This is a genomic window from Sinomonas terricola, assembly GCF_034931225.1.
Taxonomy (GTDB): Bacteria; Actinomycetota; Actinomycetes; order Actinomycetales; family Micrococcaceae; genus Sinomonas; species Sinomonas terricola.
On sequence record NZ_JAYGGQ010000019.1, the window covers coordinates 1 to 17,413 of the forward strand.

Sequence of the window (17,413 nt, forward strand, 5' to 3'; positions counted from 1 at the left end):
TCTACGTCGACGACGCCCAATTCCAACAGATCGTCCCAGCCAACTAACCCCACACACCCGACCCCCTGACACGACACGGTTCCGCCGCCCCCAACAGGGCGGGGGAACCGTGCTGCAGGGGCGTCCGGGGCGTGGCCGCCTCCTGCGATGGGCCCGGGCGGTGCCGTAGCGGTCGGCCCAACCCGGACCCGGCTCCGGGCCGTACGCCCCTCCATGGGCGCACGGCTTGGTCTACCTCTGGAAGAATGCCAGGTCCTGGTCCGTGGCGGGCGCCACGCGCTTGGGGGCTCCGCCGTCCCGGACCGATGCCGTTGCTGCGCACGCGGCCGCGACGGCATTCCTGGCCGCTAGCGGGGACGTCTCGATGGGGCCCCCTGAGGAGGCATACCGGATGAACTCCCGCATGATCCGCTCATCGGCGCCGCCGTGGCCCCCGGGCTCGGGGTGCACGGGGAAGACGCGGTCGGCCGGTGCGTAGCCGTAGTGACGCTGGTTCCACAGGTTGACCACGGTGCCTTCGGCGACGTCCCCGAGGTTCTCGATGCGTCCCTCGGTTCCGATGATGGTGTAGCTGCGCCAGTAGTCGGGAGTGAAGTGGCACTGCTGGTAGGAGGCCAGCGTGCCGTTGTCCAGGCCCATCAGGACCATGGAGGCGTCCTCGACGTCGACGACCGGATTCAGCTCGGTCAGCTTGGACGGCGGCCAGGTCGAGAGTGGCTCCTCGTCGAGTCGCCACGGAACTCCCGGATCACCTGCTGGGCGGCGAGGATTGGCCCCGTAGACCATCAGGTCGCCCATGGCCGTCACCTCTTCGCTGTACCCGCCCATGAGCCAGTGCAGGACGTCTATGTCGTGCGCTCCCTTCTGCAGGAGCAGACCCGTGGTGGCACGTCGTTCGGCGTGCCAGTCTCTGAAGTAGAAGTCCCCCCCGTGCCCCACGAAATGCCTGCACCAAGCCAGTTTGGGCTCTCCGATGGCGCCGCTGTCGATGAGACGCTTCATCTCCTGTACGAACGGCATATGGCGCATGTTGTGCCCCAGATAGAGCCTGCCTTCGCTCTGGCGGGCCGCGGCGAGGATCTGGTCGCATCCTTCGACGGTCACTGCCATCGGCTTCTCCAGGTAGACCGTGAGGCCCGCGTCAAGCGCGGCGGTCGCGTGCTCTTCGTGCAGGTGGTCGGGGCTGGCGACCAGCACCGCGTCGATCCGGTCGTCCAGGAGGCCCGCCAGGGAGTTGTGCACGGCAACCCCGTCGCCGAGTTCGCCTGGGGCCTGGCCGCCTGCATCAGGGTCGATGTCGAACACCGCCGTGATGCGGGACCCCTCCCCCGGCCTGTGTGCCACCTTCGAAAGGCTGCGGGCCCTCAGTCCATACCCGATCAGACCGAGCTTCAGGTCATCGACCACTTGATTCTCCATCTCATTCGCGCCAGGGACCCGGATGCGAATCGGTGCTCGCCCGGCGCTGCTACGAGGCTCCCCGGTCCCGGGAACCCTCCCACCGCCTGCACTTAAGCCCTAGGTCTGATGTTCATGTACGCTAGAACTCGCGATGATGTCCGGTCAAGTCGCACTCCGCACGCGCTCCGGAAGGGAGCATGATGACAGTCCGAGTAGGGATCATTGGCCCGGGGGACGTGGCCAGGCTCCACGTCGAGGCCCTACGCGCGGGAGGTGCGGAGGTCACCGCGGTCGCCGGGCTGACCCGGCAGACGGCCCAGGAATTCGCAGCCGAGCACCGGATCCCTTCGGCGGTGTCCGGCGCGGAGGCGCTGCTGGCCCGATGCGACGTCGACGCAGTCGTCATCGCCACCCCGAGCCCGATGCACGCGGCGCAGTCGCTCGCGGCTGTGCGCGCCGGAAAGCATGTCCTGTGCGAGATCCCCGGAGGCATGAGCGCGGCGGAGTCCCGCGCGGTGGCAGAGGCGTGCGACCGGACCGGCATCTCGGTGATGGTGGCCCACACCCTGCGGTTCGCCGATCCGTGGATGCGCCTGCGCGCCGAGATCTCCCAGGGGAGCCTGACTGTACGCCACCTGATCCTGAGGAGGACCATGCTCCGGCGCTCGAACACGAGCTGGAGCGGGCAGCCTCGCAGTTGGAACGACAGCATCCTCTGGCATCACGGCGCCCATCAGGTCGACCTGACACTGTGGCTGCTGCAGGGCGAGCGGCCCGATTCCTCCGAGTCGACTGCAACAGGGGTCCTCGGAGCGCCGTGGGAGCACAACGGCCAGCCGATGGACCTCGGCGCGACGATCCGGGTAGGAGAAGGAGCCATCGCCTCCCTGTCCCTGTCCTACCATTCCACCGTCAGCGTGGAGGATGCGCTGGTCATCGCAGAGGAAGCCACGTTCGCCCTGTCCGACGGCATGCTCCTGAGGGTGGCCCCGGACGGACTGGCCCAGCCCTGGCCCCTCTCGGCGGAGCCGCCGAAGGGGCAGCCAGCATCCGGAACCGACCTCATGAAGTTCGCCGCACTGAGGGCGCAGGATGCGGAATTCGTCGCCGCGATCGAGGAGGGTCGTGAGCCGCGCTGCAGCATAAGGGACGTGCAAGCCACCATGACCCTTCTCGATGCGCTGGCCGGCGCCTGAGCCGACCCAGGCCTGGGTGCTAGCGCTGGCCGGGCACTGCGCTCGGCCGGTCCGTGCGGGCGAACTCCCTCTGCACGCGGTCCAGATGCACCCTCATCGCCCGTTCTGCGGTTTCGGAGTCGCCCCTCTCGATGGCAGACACGATCTCGCGGTGCTCCCGGTGGCTCTGCTGGTGGTCGCCGCCAGATGATTCGGTGAGCTCCTGGCCACGCCGGCGCTCCTCGGCCAGGAAAGTCGAGAGGGATTCGAAGATGGCAGTGAAGAACCTGTTGCCTCCGACGCTGACCAGGGCGAAGTGGAAGGCAAGGTCGGCGTCAACCCTGTCGTCGAGCCTGGTCGCCTTCTCGGCTCTGACGAGCTTTGCCCTGACATCCTTGATCTCGTCCGGCGTTGCTGAAAGCGCAGCCCGTCCTGCGGCGCGCACTTCGAGGGCCTGGCGCAGCTCGAGAAGCTCGTCGTACGATCCGAGTCCGTCCTCCAATGCCAGACGGAAGTAGTTCTGGATGGCCAGAGGACGCCGCTCCGCGACCACTGCCGGCTTGCCCTGCTGGGTCCTGATCACGCCCTGCTGGCTCAGGACCCGCAGCGCATCCCGGACAACCCGCTGGCTGACGCCGAACTGGTCCGCGAGGGTCGCCTCGGCCGGGAGCGGATCGCCGTCCGCGAGCCCTTGTTCCTTGATCATGGCGCGTATCTGATCGGCCACCTGTGCACCCAGAAGGACTTTGTCGCGACCTCTCATCCGGAAGCCGGACACCGCCGATTCGGTCGAAGTAGAGTTCACCGAAACCAATCCCTTCCTGATCTTGGGCCTCCAACGATAGTCTACACATCGGCCCTAGGTCAGATGGCGGCCCGACCGTCTCGACACTCCGCCCTCCGAGCGATTCGGTGGCGCACATCCGCCCGGGCGCCGCACCCCGAAATCCCGCACGCCCTCAGGAGCAAGCATGACCGCCCCCGTTGAGGCACGTGAACTCCTCCTCGTTGCCTCAGGAACAGCCCATGCGGGCGACGCCGGTCGGCCGATGGACGGATCGCTCGCCGTGTGCCAATTCGCCCCGCATTCCGGGCTGTCCGTGGAAGCGAGGCTGCCGGGGCCCAGCCGACCGCTTTATGCGGCCGCCCATCCAACCACCGGCGTGGCATACGTCGCCAGCCTTGACGGAGGCGGCTCCATCCATGCCGTGGACCTGCGCAGTGGCAGGACCGCCGCTACCCGCAGCGGCGGGGAGGCCCCCTGCCACATCGCGATCTCACCGGACGGCTCGCTCCTGTTCTGCGCCAACTACAGTGGCGGCTCGGTCTCGGCCCATCGGCTCCGGGAGGGCGGCGAGCTGGGAAGGATGACGGCATTCGTGGACCTGTCCTCTGGCGTGCTGTCGGGGCGAGGGAGCCAGGTTTCGAAGCCGCACCATATCGAGGTCTGCTCGGACAGCCCCGGCGAGCTCCTCGTGGCCGACCTCGGACGCAGCGATATCCGGCGGTTCGCATACCGGAAGAACGGCTCGCTCGCTGGCCTGGCCGGGGGCCTGGAAGCAGGGGCGCCCAACGCGGCCCTCGGCACGCGTTCGCTTGCAAGGGACGCGTCCGGACACCTCTGGTGCTCGGAGGAGCATTCCTCCACGGTGAGCCGGATGGCCGTCCACGGGGATGGGAGGATCCGTCGGACGCACACGTGGCCTGCCACCTCCCGCACTGGATCCCGAAGGAACTATCCGGGCCAAATCGTCGCTTCGGCCGACCGCCGGTCGGTCTACGCAGCCAACCGTGGAAGGGACACCATCACCGTCTGCAGTGCGCGCAAGGAAGGGCTCGGCCCCATCCAGGAGGTCGGCTGCGGCGGCCGATGGCCCTCAGCGCTGGCAGTGCTCGGCCAGTTCCTCCTTGTCGCCAACCGCGACAGCGACAACATCAGCGCCCTGCTCATCGATCCCGACGACGGGACACTGGGCCCGGCTCGCCAAGTCCTGAGCGTTCCCCGCCCCGCGGCCCTCGCACTCGTCTCTGCACCCCGAAACCGGGAGTCGGCATGAAGGCTCGCGGGACCCCGCCGCGATGAAGGCGCGCGGCCTCCGGCGCGGTCGGCGAATCGCATTCGCGGGTTGCGACCGCGGCCGGCCCGGGGCGTCAGCGGGGCCGTTCTGCCTCGGGGGTTTCCACGCCCAGCCTGAAGGCCAGTCCTTGGAACCACGCGCAGGGCCACGCCTCGCCGCAGGCGCAGCGGCCCGCGGCCAGAGTCCACACTGGAAAGTGGTTTGCCCGGACCAGCATCCGATCGATGCGGGCCCTCTCGGAGGCAAGCGCCTCCAGGCGCAAGTTCAGCTCGCGAAGCCAGGGCGGGCAATCGCATCTCCCGGTTCCGTCCGGGAATGGGCTCTCGACCGGCACCGCACCCGCGCACACGTTGCACACCGGCGCGCCGACAAGGCCAGGAGGCCTCTTCCGTACGGCATGCTTCGCCGCTGGGGCTTCGACCGGCGTCCGGACGCCCCCCATCAGATCCAGATCTGGGATTCTTCGTCCGGGATGGAGACGAACATCCTGTGTTCGACCCCATCGGCCGCGAGCCAGAACCCGGAGCTGTCGGGCATCACGTCCTCCACGACTCCCCGGCGTGCCGCGAAGCCCCAGCGGCGCAGCTCGACACTGTCACCGGTGCGCGGGCAGGGATCGGAGGGGAGCATGCGGCGCGGCGACGAGCTCTGCACGGCCCTCATCGCCGGCCCCCGGAGCAGTCCCGGCCAGGCTCGGCCCCGATGTCGGCACTGACACGGGACGAATCCACGCCAGCGGAGCCTGCTGCGTATGCAGGATCATCAGCACGCGTCAAAGACGCCTCCTTCCCAGTCCAATGCGTCTTCAGGCGGGCACGGGCGAGGCATTCGAGTGTGCCGCCCAGGCCGACGATCGACTGGCGGCCTGTCGCCCGGAGCCGAAACCTCCGTCGAGGTCCGGAGTGATCCACTGCCCGGTTCTGCAGGAATATCAGCACATTCTTGCTCTTTAGTGCAAGCGTAATGCATCCTAGAATCATAATTGATCATGACCGGGGTCATGGGCGAGGCACGGATCCGCCGTTTCACGGTCTGGGGTGCAAGAGCGACGGGCGCAAGGTTCAACCAGCAACATTCACTCTCGTGCTCTGAGTGCTTGAAACTTCAGCTGTTCAGTCATTCCCCATCACCAACGTCCTGCCCTGAACCGGCGGGCCCATCCGAGAGGTGCACACATGGCCGAGCACACAGCAGCATCAGGAGCCTCGATGGAAGCGGAACTACGCTCCCAGCCCGATGTCTGGCAGCAGGCGGTGGATATGAAGGCCGAGCAGGCACTTCTCCCGGCTCCCGGAGCACGGGTCGCAGCAATCGGATGCGGAACGTCCTGGTTCATGGCCCAGGCCTACGCGGCGCGGAGGGAGGCGGCCGGTCTGGGTGTGACGGACGCATTCGCGGCCTCGGAGGCGTTCCTCGGCCGGGAGCGCGGCTATGACGCCGTCGTTGCCATCACGCGCTCGGGCACCACCACCGAGGTCCTGGAACTGGTCGCGCAGATCCGTGGCCGAGTCCGGACCGTGGGGATCGTAGGCGATCCCTCCTCTCCGTTTACGGACGCCGTCGATGAGGCGATCGCCCTCCCGTTCGCCGACGAGTCCTCTGTCGTGCAGACGCGTTTCGCGACCACTTCGCTGGCATTCCTGCGGTCCTCGCTGGGGGAAGACGTCTCGACCGCGATCGCCCAGGCCTCGGAAGCCATCCGGGCATCCCTCCCGGAGCATCTGGTCGGATCGGAGCAGTACACGTTCCTCGGCTCCGGATGGAGCGTGGGCCTAGCGCACGAGGCGGCCTTGAAGATGCGTGAGGCCTCGCAGTCGTGGACGGAGTCGTACCCGGCGAAGGAATACCGCCACGGGCCGATCTCCATCGCTGCCCCCAACCGGGTGACTTGGATCTTCGGCGAAGCCCCGGCCGGCCTGGCCGACGAAGTCCTATCGACCGGGGCCCACTTCGAGACGGCACCCGTGGATCCGATGGCCGACCTCGTCCGCGCCCAGCGGGTCGCCCTCGAGCGAGCCCAGCGGGCAGGGCTGGACCCCGACTCCCCGCGGAACCTCAGCCGCTCGGTCATACTCGCATGAGCACGCCTCCCCCACGGCGGGCGTCCGCGGCAGTGGCCAGTCCGACCGCACCACTCATCGGGCTGGGCGCAGGCGCGCCGGTCCTTGCCTTCGACGTCGGCGGGACGGATATCAAAGGCGCCCTGTTCGGCGAGGACGGCCACATCCGATGCCTCGCCCGCATCCCCACGCCAGTCGCCGGCGACCGCACCGGCCAGGCGGTGATCGCCGAGATCGTTAACCTCGCCGGGCGTTTCGCCGAAGTCCAGCCCTCCGTCAATCCCCGGGCCCTCGGACTGGTCGTCCCAGGCCACATAGACACCCGATCCGGGACCGCGGTCTTTGCAGAGAACATGGGATGGAAGGACGTTGCCTTCCGAGAGCGCGTATCGGCCCTGACTGGTCTCCCGGTCCATTTCGGCCACGACGTGCGGGCGGCGGGCGGTGCCGAGTTCCGGCTCGGCGCAGCGACGGGACTACGGGATGTCGTCGTCGTTGTGATTGGCACGGGCATCGCCGGGGCCCTGTTCGTGGACGGACGCCCCTACGACGGAGACGGACTCGCCGGGGAGATCGGTCACGCGAAGGTGGCCTCGGGCCCGACGTGCGCCTGCGGCGGGACGGGCTGCCTCGAGGCGGTGGCATCGGCCGCGGCCATCGCGCGCCGCTACAGCGCACTCACGGGAGCCCAGGTCGCGGGGGCCAAGGAGGTCCTCGACCGCAGCCAGGCAGGCGACCCCGATGCGAAGCTCGTCTGGAAGGACGCCGTCGACGCACTCGCCCTGTCCTTCTCGCACGTCGTGGCGCTTCTCGCGCCCGAGGCCATAGTGGTCGGCGGCGGCCTCGCCGAGGCCGGCCCGGCCCTTCTGAGCCCTCTGACCGCCCGGTTGGACGAGTACCTGACGTTCCAGAGGCGACCCCGGATCCTCGCGGCACGGCTTGGGGAGAATGCCGGACTCCTGGGGGCCGCGATCGGCGCGCGTGAACTGATGGTCGCGGGGGGCACGCGGTGATCGTCACGGTCACGCCGAACCCTGCCCTCGATCTGACATACCACGTCGATGCCTGGCGGGCGGGAGCAAGCCTTCGGGTGGAGGCGCCGGTCTGCCGTGCCGGCGGGAAGGGGCTCAACGTCGCCCGGGTCCTCGCTCAGACGGGCCTGCTGGCCACCGCTGTGACGACCGTCGGGGGCGCGGCGGGAGCTGTGCTCCGCCGGGACCTGGAGGAGTCCGGGCTGCCGCACCGGCTGGTTCCCGTACACGGGGCAACACGCACGAGCGTCGCCGTCGTGGATCTCGCCGGCGGAGAGACCACGATCATGAACGAACGGGGATCTTGGCTGTCCCACGCCGAGCGCCGAGCGCTGTTCGACGCCGCCACCGGATCGCTTTCCGGTGCTGCCTGCCTAGTGGGCTCCGGAAGCCTCCCTCCCGGGGTCCCGGCCGCCTTCTATGCGGACCTTGTCAGGTCCGCCCATGACGCCGGGGTCCCGGCCGTCATCGATGCCGTAGGCGATGGGCTGCTCGCCGCAGCGGAGGCCGGAGCCGACCTCGTCAAGCCGAACCGCGCAGAGCTGGAGGAATCCACGGGATGCCCTGACCCGGCAGCCGGAGCGAGACGCCTGATCAGCGCCGGTGCGCGGATCGTGCTGGTCTCCCTCGGCGCGGACGGGATGATGGCAGTCACCCGTGAGCGGGGGCTGGTCGCGAGATTCGTCAGGGTCCTGGACGGGAATCCGACAGGAGCCGGCGACGCAGCCGTCGCCGCGGCCGCGTCGTGCCTTGCCCGCGGCGAAGACGACCCAGGCGTCATCCTCCGCCGCGCGACCGCATGGTCGGCCGCGGCGGTCCCGGTCCCCTACGCCGGAGAGCTCTGCGCAGACTACCGCGACTTCGAACACCTCGTCAGCCTCCGGGAAGGAACACGCGAGTGCCCCTGAAACCAGCCGGCCAGCTTGTCCGGTCAGCCGCAGCCGAAGGCACCGGAATCGGTGCCTTCAACGTGCTCCACCTCGAGACTGCCGAAGCCCTTGCAGCGGCAGCAGGCCGAGCCGGGCTGCCCGTCATCCTGCAGATCTCCCAGAACTGCGTCGACTACCACGGAAACCTGGAGCCGATCGCAAAGGCATGCCTCGCCCTCGGGGAGGCCTCGGAAGTCCCGGTCGCGGTGCACCTGGACCATGCCGAACGCGAAGACCTCGCCCGGCATGCCATCGACCTCGGTATCGCCTCGGTCATGTTCGACGGGTCCAGGCTTCCCTACCGGGAAAACGTCGACGCAACTTCACGCGTTGTCCGCTACGCCCACGCCGCCGGGGCTGCGGTCGAAGCAGAGCTGGGCGAGGTCGGCGGCAAGAACGGTGCCCACGCCCCAGGGGCACGCACGGACCCCGCCGAGGCCACCCGGTTCGTCGGGGAAACCGGGGTGGATTCACTCGCCGTCGCGGTCGGATCCTCGCACGCGATGACCGAACGCCGCGCCACGCTCGACCTCGGGCTCATCGAAGCCCTCCACCGATCCGTCCAAGTCCCTCTCGTGCTCCACGGCTCATCCGGTGTGCCGGACGACGGGATCGTCTCAGCCATCCGCGCAGGACTGACCAAGATCAACGTCTCCACCCACCTCAACGGATTCTTCACAAGATCGCTCCGGTCATACCTCGATGCGCACCCCGACACCGTCGACTCCCGCCGGTACATCCGGGCAGGACGCGATACATTGGCCTCCGAAGCAGAACGGCTCATCCGATTGTTCCGGTCGGCGAGCAGGGACAGCCAGACGGAGTGAGCACTTGAACAAGACCCAGCGGCTCGGCGCAGTCCTGGACCTGCTCGGAGAACGCAACCAAATCGAAGTGAGCGACATCGTCGAACGGCTCGGCGTCTCCTACGCAACCGCCCGACGCGACCTCGACCTCCTCGCGGAGCAGCAGCTCCTCACCCGGACCCGCGGCGGGGCCGCCAGCCGGTCGGTCGCCTACGACCTCCCGCTCCGATACAAGCAGGGGCACCACGCCGCCGAAAAGCAGCGCATCGCCCGGGTAGCAAGCTCGCTGGTTCCGCTCGGGGCCGTCGTCGGACTCTGCGGCGGCACCACGTGCACCACGGTCGCCGAGACGCTCGCCGCCCGGCCGGACCTCATGGAACCCTCGACAGAGCCGACCCTGACCCTGGTCACGAATGCGATCAACATCGCCGCCCAACTCGCAATGCGGCCACAGATCAAGACAGTCGTCACCGGAGGCGTCCTGCATCCGCGGTCATACGAGCTCGCTGGGCCCTACAGCGACATCGTCCTCGGACAGATCACCCTGGACATCGCGTTCATCGGGGTCAACGGGATCGACCCGGCCGTGGGACCAACAGTGCACGACGAGGGAGAAGCCAGCATCAACGCCCTCATCGCCCGACGCGCACAGCGCGCGGTCATCGTCGCAGATTCCAGCAAGATCGGCCGACGCGCATTCGCCACCCTCGGGAAGGCAACCTTCGACACCCTCATCACGGACGACGGTATCGCCGAGGACCAGAAAGCGGCCTTCGCCGACTGCGGCATCGATGTAATCGTCGCCTGAGAGTCCGTTCGCCGCGAACCCGATCAGGACGGGCTCGACCGTGATCCACAGCGCCCGGGTGGTCACAGACGGCCGGGTCCAGCCGGACGGCTGGGTACGGTTCGAAGGCGGCCACATCAGCGCAACCGGAAATGGCTCCGGATGGACGGCCGCGGACATCGTGGTCGACGCCCGGGGCGCGTGGCTCACCGCTCACCCCAGGATTCGTCGACATCCACTGCCACGGAGGCGCAGGGGCAGCCTTCGACGACGGGCCCCAGTCGATCCGAGAGGCTCTCGACCTCCACCAGTCCCACGGGACCACCCGCGCCGTGGTCTCGCTCGTCACGTCGGCGCCTGATCTCCTTGTGCCGCGCCTGGCCGAAGTCGCCCAACTCGTCGCCCGCGATGCCCGCGTACTCGGCAGCCACTTGGAAGGTCCTTTCCTCTCCGCAGCGCGCAGGGGTGCCCACGACCCGGCCCTGCTGCGCTGCCCAACCGCCGAGGACGTCGAATTGCTCTTGGCTGCCCGCGGACGGAACACTGCGCCAGGTCACCCTCGCCCCTGAGCTCCGAGGCGGGATGGAGGCCATCTCCTCATTCGCCGATGCTGGAGTCTCGGTCGCGGTCGGGCACACGGACGCTGACTATGCCCGGGGCCCTTGAAGCGTTCGCCGTGGGGGCCAGCACCCTCACCCACGCCTACAACGGGATGAACGGCGTCCACCACCGGGCCCCCGGTCCGGTCGCTGCAGCCACCCGCACTCCAGGGGTCGTTCTCGAGGTCATCAACGACGGAGTCCACGTCCATCCGGAGGTGGTGCGGATGCTCTTCGCTGCGGCGCCCGGACGAATTGCCCTCATCAGCGACGCCATGTCCGCTGCCGGAGGCGAGGACGGCCGGTATAGTCTCGGCGGGATGGACGTCGACGTGTGTGAAGGAGTCGCACGCCTGGCACACGGCGGTTCGATTGCGGGCTCAACGCTGACACTCGACAAGTCACTCCGGCTCGCCGTCGAGACCGCGGGAATCCCGATAGCTGAGGCCGTCCAGGCACTCACCTTCACCCCCGCTGCAGCGATCGGTCTCGGACACGCCCATGGACGCCTTGCCCGGGACTACCCGGCAGACGCCGTCCTCCTCGACAGTCGCCTCCAGGTCCTCGAGGTCTGGCTGGACGGCAGGAAGACCAGGGACGGGACGATTGGGAAGGCTGCAGGCCAAGCGGGCCAGATGAGTTCGGCCACGGAGCAGGAACATCACAACGACCGCCCGTCATGCACTCGGTAGTGCCCAGAGGACCCCGGGCCGTCGAGGATCGTTGACATCCCAGGGCCGCCGCCCTCTCCGCTGACTCCGTGGCGGCACGGGCCTTGGCGGTCAGCTGGTGTCACCGGGGCTAGGTGCAGCAGTCGGGGTCAGGTCAGGCGGGCGTGATGTGGCGGGAGGGGACCGGGCTCGAGTAGACCACGCTGGTGGTGATCCCCCCGAGGGTGGCCAGTCGGCCGGTGATGCGCTCCAGATCCCGCATTGAACGTGCCAGGACCTTGATGATGAAGCAGTCTGCGCCAGTGACGTGATGGGCTTCGATGACCTCGGGCGTCGCAGTGACGAGGTCGTTGAACGGCTTGTAGTTCCCGGACGGATAGGCAAGGCGCACGAACGCAGTGACGCTGTACCCGACCGATTCGGGGTCGACGGTGACCGAGTAACCGGTGATGACCCCGGCATCGGAGAGCCGGCGGACGCGGTCCGCGGTCGCACTAGCGGAGAGGTTGACCTGCCGGGCGAGCTCGGCCACCGCAGTCCGCCCGTCACGCTGGAGGTGCTCCAGGATCGCCCGATCCACGTCATCCAGGCCAAAACGCTCATTCACCGGCACAAACGACAATATACCGCGAAATCACCGCCGCATCCTATCAACAACCACCGATCTGAAGCGCTGGCGAGTCGTGGAGACTAGCGCTACTTGATTCCGTCCGGCTCGTTCCAAACGGCTTGTCGCTCGTAGAGGTGCCTGCCTCCGACACCTGCAGGGGCATTCTTCTGCCTTGACCATCCGCTCTTGAGCCACTGTTCAACAGTGGAGGACTCCACACCTGCGCCCTGATGGCCGCGATAGCGTGCCGGCGGCGCTGTTCGACAACTTCACGCAGGCCGTTGACTATGGCAGCTTGATTCAGGACCGGCGTGACGGCTTGACTCAGGACCACCTGCCTCCCGACCGGGATCGACTCTGTCGACCCCTGACCGTCCCGCCGCCCCTTCACCGGCCGTAAGGCCGCGCTGTCAGCGGCCGATGCCGGGGCCTCCGCGGTCGTGGCGGGGTGCCCGGTCGTCGCGTTCCTGCGCGGCCTGCTCGCGCGCGGCCTGTTCGTCGGCGCGCTGGTTCCGGATCTTCTCCAGCGCCGCCTGCACGGCCTCGCTGTGCTCCCCGCTGTGTTCGGGGTTCTTGCGTGCCTGCCGGACCTTGCGGGCGAGCTCGGCGATCCGCTCGGCGCGTGCCTGGGCGGGAGAGAGGGGCATGTCGGTGCCGCGCTGGGAGCGGAGCTCGTCGACGACGTTCTCGGCCGGGGTGGGGGCCTGTTTGACAGCGGCGGTGACTTCGGCGGCTTCGGCGATGAGCTCGTTGTCCTCGGCCGGCATGGGGTCCTTGCGGGTCTGAGCGGAGTACTTGTGGGCGGCGGTGACCCGGGCTGCGAGCATCGCCCCGGTGCCGTCCTGGGCGTGCTTGGCGGGGATGGGGCGGGCCTCGCTGTCGGGGACGCGGCAGCGGGTGCGGTAGGTGTCGATCTCTGCGGCGAGGAGCCTCCAGGCTTCGGCACGCTCGGGGTCGGACGGGACGGGGCCGAGCGCGCCGGCCCAGGCGGGGGGCGCGGCGGCGAGCTCGGCGCCGCGGCGGGCGAGTTCGCCGGCGAGCTGCTCGCGCCGTTCGAGGAGTTCCTGCCGCCATGGGGCCGGGGTGTCGTGCTGGGCGGCGACGTCGGCGGGTGCGAGCCATGCGGGCACGCCGTCCGGGATCTGCGCCGGGGCCGTGTCGGTGTGCCGGCGGCGGTGCTCGGCCTCGTCGCGGATCCTCGAGACGAGCTCGGCCGCTGCCCGTGCCCGGTCCCCGCCGCTGCGTGTGCGGTCGGTGGCGGGGCCGCGCTCGTAGGCCTCGTCGGTGCGCTGCTCGGCGGGCATGAGCTCGCGCAGGGCGGCCTCGCGGGTCAGGGAGGAGTGCAGCCAGCGGGCCTTCGGGGCGGCGTCGGGGTCGTTGATCACGGCATCGGTCATGGTGCGGGCGTGGGCTTGGCGGATGCGGATCGCGAGGTCCTCGTCGGAGAGGTGGCCGTGGAGGCGCCGCTGCCATGGGGTGCCCTTGCGCTCGCTCAGCCATGTCCGGGCGAGGGCCTTCGGATCGGGGTCGGTCCCGGCTTCGTGCTGGGCGGCTGCGGCGTCCGCGCGGGCGCGGGCGAGCTGGCCGACGGCGCGGCGGTGCAGCTGCTCGAGGTGTTCGCCGGTGAGGTTGGCCAGCGGCCGTGCGCCGGGTGCCTGTTCTGCGGTGCGCCATTGGCCGAGCCGGTCTTCGATACGCCAGGCGAGCACGGCCCCGGGATCGTCGGAGGCCGCGAAGCCGCGCTCGGCGTGGCTGTCGGCCAGGAGGGTCTCGGGGTTCAGGCCCTCGTTCTCGGCGTGGCGGAGGTGGGTGGCGACGGCGCCCCAGGATCCAGAGGAGATGAACGGCTCGGCGGCGGGGCCGAGCACTCGGCGGGCGAGGTTGGCCATGCGGTGCTCGTTGGCCTGGGCGTCGATGTCCGCGTACACGGATCCCATGTGCTCGGCGTCGCGGGCCTGCGCGCGCTCGGCGGCCATCTGCTCGTGCGCGGTGAGGTTCCCGTCGTGCGCGGCGGCGACCTTGGCGAGCATGTCCTCGAGGGTCTCCCCGTCCTCGAGGGCCCCGTAGAGGTGGTTGGAGTGCCTGCCGCGGGAGGCGGCGACGTAGGCCAGGGCGCGGGATATCCGGCCTGAGATGAGGGCGTGGGTGGTGTCGCAGGTGATGCCCTGGGTGCGGTGGATGGTGGAGGCGTAGCCGAGCATGGTATGCGCCCGCACGTACCCGGGCGGCAGGGTGACGGCGCCGCCGTGGTCGCGATGCCGGACGGTGAGCGCGCCGCCCTCCTCGACGCTGGCGACGGTCCAGACGTCGTTGTTCTTCACGAAGTCCTTGCCGCGCTTCAGCCCCAGCTGGCGGTCGTTGTGGCGGGTGACGACGACGTCGCCGGCCCGCGCGGCGAGCCCGTCCCGCAGCAGGGCGGTGGGGGCGTCCCCGTCGAGCTGCCCGGCGGCGATCCGCCAGGCCTGGGCGCGGGCGTTCAGCTCGGTCACGGTGGCGTTGTCGAACGCCATCATGATCGAGTCCTTCCCTGCGATGGTGTCCCGCTGCCAGGCCTCGAACACCGCGCTCGTCATGGTCTCGACGTCGCCGCCGACCACGCGGCGCCGGTCGCGGTAGAACCCCCATGGGTCGTCCTCGATGCCCGCGGCCGGGGGCTCGCGCAGGGCCAGTGTCGCGGCGGACTCGGCCTCGTTGCGGGTCCCGTCGGGGTTGCGGAAGCGGTGAAGGTCCTCGAGGTGGACGGCGCCGACCTCGTTCTTGAGCAGGCGCAGCGCTCCGCCGGATCCGACGGCCGAGAGCTGGAAGTCGTCCCCGATCGCGCGCACGAGGGCGCCGTGGTGCTCGGCGATCGTCACCGCGGCGGCGAACAGGGGCGTGGAGACCATGCCGGCCTCGTCGACGATGATCATGTCCCCCGGCCTCGGGGTCAGGGCCTCGCTCGCGGTGCCGTTGGTGTGGGCGAGGACGAAGGCGTCGATGGTGGTCGCCTTCGCCCCGATCTCCCTGCCCATCACGGCGGCGGCGACGGCGGTCGGGGCGAGCCCGAACACCCTGCCGCCGGCCTCGCGGACGGTGTCCGCGGCGAGCTTGAGCGCGGTGGTCTTGCCGGTCCCGGCGGGCCCCACGCCGATCGCCAGCAGCCGGTCGCCACAGGCGAACTCGCGGGCCAGGGCGAGCTGCCCGTCGTCGAGCTGCCTGTCCTGGGCCGCCGCCGCGCGTTCGAACGCCTGCCCGGCCGCGGCGGGGATGACGTGCCGCTGGGCGGCGGTCAGGAGCCGGTCCTCGGAGGCGAGGACCCCGGCCGAGGTGTACATGGTGCGGTGCGCCTTCCCGTACCGGGAGGCGCCGTCGGCCAGGCGCAGCTGTGCCGGTTCGGGGGTCCTGGGCTCGGGGGTGATGCGCAGGGAGAACTGGTCGATCGCGCGGGCCTTGACCTGCTCGAAGAGGTGCCCGGGGACGGTGTGTTCGCCGAGGCGGGAGCCGAGGCGGCGGCGCACTTCGGCATCGATGTGGTGCTCTCCCCAGACGCAGCGGCGCCGTTCGAGGGTCTCGATCACGGCTTCGGCCTCGGCCTCTGGGCTGACGTCGGCGGCGTCGGACACGCGCCAGCCTGGGCGCCTCCGGTCTGCTTCCTTCTGGCCGTCGTCGCGGTGCGCGCGGGCCTTCTCCAGGGCGGCTGGGCCGACGTCGACGCCGGGGATCTTGGCGTACTCGGCGCTCCATTCGGCCACGAGGGCCGAGAGCTGGCGGGCTGCCTTCTTCGCCGGCCGGGTGTCCAGGGTGGCCTGCTGGGCGAGGGCGATCAGCTGCTTCTTGTTGGGCGCGTAGCCGTGGCTGTCGGCGAACTCGGCGACGAGCTCGTCGAGCTTGGCCGTGATCCCGGAACGTCTCGAGGAGGCGGCCTCGATGGCGGCGACGTCGACGCCGGCGATCTCCATCACGGGCTGGTCGCCGGAGGCCTTCCGCTCGGTCAGGCCGAGCCCGAGGCGGGCGCAGACCTTCTCCGTCACGGTGCGGTTGTAGTGCTCGGAGGCGGCGACGTTGAACTGGTAGAGCAGGGATCCGTCGAGGGTTCCCCACTTGCCGTCCAGGCCCTTGACCCGGTTCGCGACGACGACGTGGTCGTGCAGCTGGGGGTCTCCGGTGCGGGAGTCGTAGTGACGGAACATGGTGTAGACGAGCCCGCCCTCGACGTCCTCCTGGCGGACCCCGTTGCGCCCGCGCCGGGTGTAGACGGCCTCGCGTTCGAGGTACCGCATGGTCTCCTCGATGGCCTCGTGGTGGGCTGCCTCGATGGCCGTGCGGGCCTCCTCGCCGCCGATCGCCCACAGCACCGAGACGCTCTTGGCGGGGGCGAAGACGAGGTCGTACCCGGAGACCGCCTGCGAGGCCGGCTTGGTGTTCGCGGTGATGAACCTGCCGAGCTCCTCCTTGTCGGAAGCGTTGCGTCCGTTGAGCTCGCGGAAGTACTGAGCGCCTTCCCTGACCCGGATCAGGCGCCGCTCGTCGGCATCCGGGGCGCGGCTGTTCATCCGCTCGAAGTCGCCCAGGCCTCGGCCGATCCGCGAAGCCAGCTCGCCGTCCTTCTGCGAGTAGCGGCGGTAGCGCTGGCCCAGCTTCACGGCCTCGATGGACGCCCCGGCCGCGAGCATCGCGGTCGCGTTCGGGTGCAGGCCCTCCCCGTAGAGGGCGGCCATCTGCTCCTCGGTGACCTCGCCGGCCACGCCCAGCAGGTGCGCCCCGCCACCGCCCCATGCTCCGGGAGGGTTCCCGTCGACGGTGTAGTAGTCCCCGAGCTTCCGGTCCGCGGCACGCAGCTCGTCGGCGGAGGCCACCTCGCGGGTGTAGTAGAGGTAGCCGTCCCCCGCGCTGAGCTTGTGCAGCGTCATCACGCGCCCCAGCCTAGCCGGGACCGCCTCACTCATCGATGATGCATGAGGTGTGACGGATTCTGGCGTGTCGATCTTCCGACGGAGGAGGGCAGAGCGGATCGGCGCGCTAGGATCGGGCCATCAAGTCGTTGATGCGGTTCTGCACATGAGAATGGGCGGTGGGCAACGCGCTTTTTGTTGTCCACCGTGCGTTCGACTGTGCGGAACCGTGCCCGGCGGCGAAGCCGCCGCGGCGGCTGGCGGCGCTAGCCGTTAGATGCCGCCTTGGGCACAGCCCGAGCGCCAGCGAGGTCCGCTTCCGCCGGGGTTGTCCCCAGGTGGGCAGGATGAGGCCGGGAGAATTTTCTCGGGCTGTCCACGTGGGGGGCAACCCC

14 protein-coding genes are annotated in these 17,413 nt (G+C 69.6%); 8 read left to right on the forward strand and 6 right to left on the reverse strand.

What is annotated here, in order from left to right; translation table 11 throughout:
- Window positions 1–231 precede the first annotated feature (231 nt).
- Window positions 232–1,407 carry a Gfo/Idh/MocA family protein gene (locus SPF06_RS19455; protein WP_323280814.1) on the reverse strand — a complete coding sequence of 392 codons (1,176 nt, stop codon included), beginning with the start codon at window positions 1,405–1,407 and terminating at the stop codon, window positions 232–234.
- A gap of 191 nt (window positions 1,408–1,598) precedes the next feature.
- Between SPF06_RS19455 and SPF06_RS19460 the strand changes: the two genes are divergently transcribed.
- A complete protein-coding gene (locus SPF06_RS19460) occupies window positions 1,599–2,597 on the forward strand; it encodes a Gfo/Idh/MocA family protein (protein ID WP_323280815.1) in 999 nt (332 codons plus the stop codon).
- Window positions 2,598–2,616: 19 nt separating this feature from the next.
- Here the strand turns inward: SPF06_RS19460 and SPF06_RS19465 are convergent, their stop codons facing one another.
- Window positions 2,617–3,339 carry a FadR/GntR family transcriptional regulator gene (locus SPF06_RS19465; RefSeq protein ID WP_323280891.1) on the reverse strand — a complete coding sequence of 241 codons (723 nt, stop codon included), beginning with the start codon at window positions 3,337–3,339 and terminating at the stop codon, window positions 2,617–2,619.
- A gap of 208 nt (window positions 3,340–3,547) precedes the next feature.
- On the opposite strand from SPF06_RS19465, the gene SPF06_RS19470 reads away from it, so the two are divergent.
- A complete protein-coding gene (locus SPF06_RS19470) occupies window positions 3,548–4,633 on the forward strand; it encodes a lactonase family protein (RefSeq protein ID WP_323280816.1) in 1,086 nt (361 codons plus the stop codon).
- A gap of 462 nt (window positions 4,634–5,095) precedes the next feature.
- Here the strand turns inward: SPF06_RS19470 and SPF06_RS19475 are convergent, their stop codons facing one another.
- Window positions 5,096–5,317, reverse strand: a complete 222-nt coding sequence (locus SPF06_RS19475) for a hypothetical protein (RefSeq protein ID WP_323280817.1) — start codon at window positions 5,315–5,317, stop codon at window positions 5,096–5,098.
- 512 nt (window positions 5,318–5,829) lie between these two features.
- Between SPF06_RS19475 and SPF06_RS19480 the strand changes: the two genes are divergently transcribed.
- Genes SPF06_RS19480 through SPF06_RS19500 form a run of 5 tightly spaced genes read left to right on the forward strand, consistent with a single transcriptional unit; the run spans window position 5,830 to window position 10,288 of the window.
- The gene (locus SPF06_RS19480) at window positions 5,830–6,735 is read left to right on the forward strand and encodes an SIS domain-containing protein (RefSeq protein WP_323280818.1); all 906 of its coding nucleotides are present in this window, start codon (window positions 5,830–5,832) and stop codon (window positions 6,733–6,735) included.
- On the forward strand, window positions 6,732–7,727 hold the full coding sequence (locus SPF06_RS19485; protein WP_323280819.1) for an ROK family protein: 996 nt from the start codon (window positions 6,732–6,734) through the stop codon (window positions 7,725–7,727). The genes SPF06_RS19480 and SPF06_RS19485 overlap by 4 nt, the downstream gene beginning before the upstream one ends.
- A complete protein-coding gene (locus SPF06_RS19490; RefSeq protein ID WP_323280820.1) occupies window positions 7,724–8,653 on the forward strand; it encodes a 1-phosphofructokinase family hexose kinase in 930 nt (309 codons plus the stop codon). Before SPF06_RS19485 ends, SPF06_RS19490 begins: the two co-directional genes overlap by 4 nt.
- Entirely contained in the window at window positions 8,644–9,501 is an 858-nt protein-coding gene (locus tag SPF06_RS19495) for a class II fructose-bisphosphate aldolase (RefSeq protein ID WP_323280821.1), read from the forward strand. Before SPF06_RS19490 ends, SPF06_RS19495 begins: the two co-directional genes overlap by 10 nt.
- A gap of 4 nt (window positions 9,502–9,505) precedes the next feature.
- On the forward strand, window positions 9,506–10,288 hold the full coding sequence (locus tag SPF06_RS19500) for a DeoR/GlpR family DNA-binding transcription regulator (RefSeq protein ID WP_323280822.1): 783 nt from the start codon (window positions 9,506–9,508) through the stop codon (window positions 10,286–10,288).
- A 185-nt stretch (window positions 10,289–10,473) separates the two neighbouring features.
- Here SPF06_RS19500 and SPF06_RS19505 read toward each other — a convergent pair whose 3' ends face one another.
- Window positions 10,474–10,824 (reverse strand): hypothetical protein, encoded by a 351-nt coding sequence (locus SPF06_RS19505; RefSeq protein WP_323280823.1) that lies wholly within the window; start codon window positions 10,822–10,824, stop codon window positions 10,474–10,476.
- A 119-nt stretch (window positions 10,825–10,943) separates the two neighbouring features.
- On the opposite strand from SPF06_RS19505, the gene SPF06_RS19510 reads away from it, so the two are divergent.
- Window positions 10,944–11,558 carry an amidohydrolase family protein gene (locus SPF06_RS19510; RefSeq protein ID WP_323280824.1) on the forward strand — a complete coding sequence of 205 codons (615 nt, stop codon included), beginning with the start codon at window positions 10,944–10,946 and terminating at the stop codon, window positions 11,556–11,558.
- A gap of 133 nt (window positions 11,559–11,691) precedes the next feature.
- Here SPF06_RS19510 and SPF06_RS19515 read toward each other — a convergent pair whose 3' ends face one another.
- Complete coding sequence (locus SPF06_RS19515) at window positions 11,692–12,150, reverse strand: Lrp/AsnC family transcriptional regulator (RefSeq protein ID WP_323280825.1); 459 nt, start codon at window positions 12,148–12,150, stop codon at window positions 11,692–11,694.
- A 407-nt stretch (window positions 12,151–12,557) separates the two neighbouring features.
- Window positions 12,558–17,036 carry a MobF family relaxase gene (mobF, locus tag SPF06_RS19520; protein ID WP_323280892.1) on the reverse strand — a complete coding sequence of 1,493 codons (4,479 nt, stop codon included), beginning with the start codon at window positions 17,034–17,036 and terminating at the stop codon, window positions 12,558–12,560.
- Window positions 17,037–17,413 lie beyond the last annotated feature (377 nt).

Coding starts and splice junctions, on each gene's coding strand:
- SPF06_RS19465 (WP_323280891.1), bottom strand. CDS start 3,339: ATGAGAGGTCGCGACAAAGTCCTTCTGGGTGCACAGGTGGCCGATCAG.
- SPF06_RS19485 (WP_323280819.1), top strand. CDS start 6,732: ATGAGCACGCCTCCCCCACGGCGGGCGTCCGCGGCAGTGGCCAGTCCG.
- SPF06_RS19475 (WP_323280817.1), bottom strand. CDS start 5,317: ATGAGGGCCGTGCAGAGCTCGTCGCCGCGCCGCATGCTCCCCTCCGAT.
- SPF06_RS19480 (WP_323280818.1), top strand. CDS start 5,830: ATGGCCGAGCACACAGCAGCATCAGGAGCCTCGATGGAAGCGGAACTA.
- mobF (WP_323280892.1), bottom strand. CDS start 17,036: ATGACGCTGCACAAGCTCAGCGCGGGGGACGGCTACCTCTACTACACC.
- SPF06_RS19460 (WP_323280815.1), top strand. CDS start 1,599: ATGATGACAGTCCGAGTAGGGATCATTGGCCCGGGGGACGTGGCCAGG.
- SPF06_RS19470 (WP_323280816.1), top strand. CDS start 3,548: ATGACCGCCCCCGTTGAGGCACGTGAACTCCTCCTCGTTGCCTCAGGA.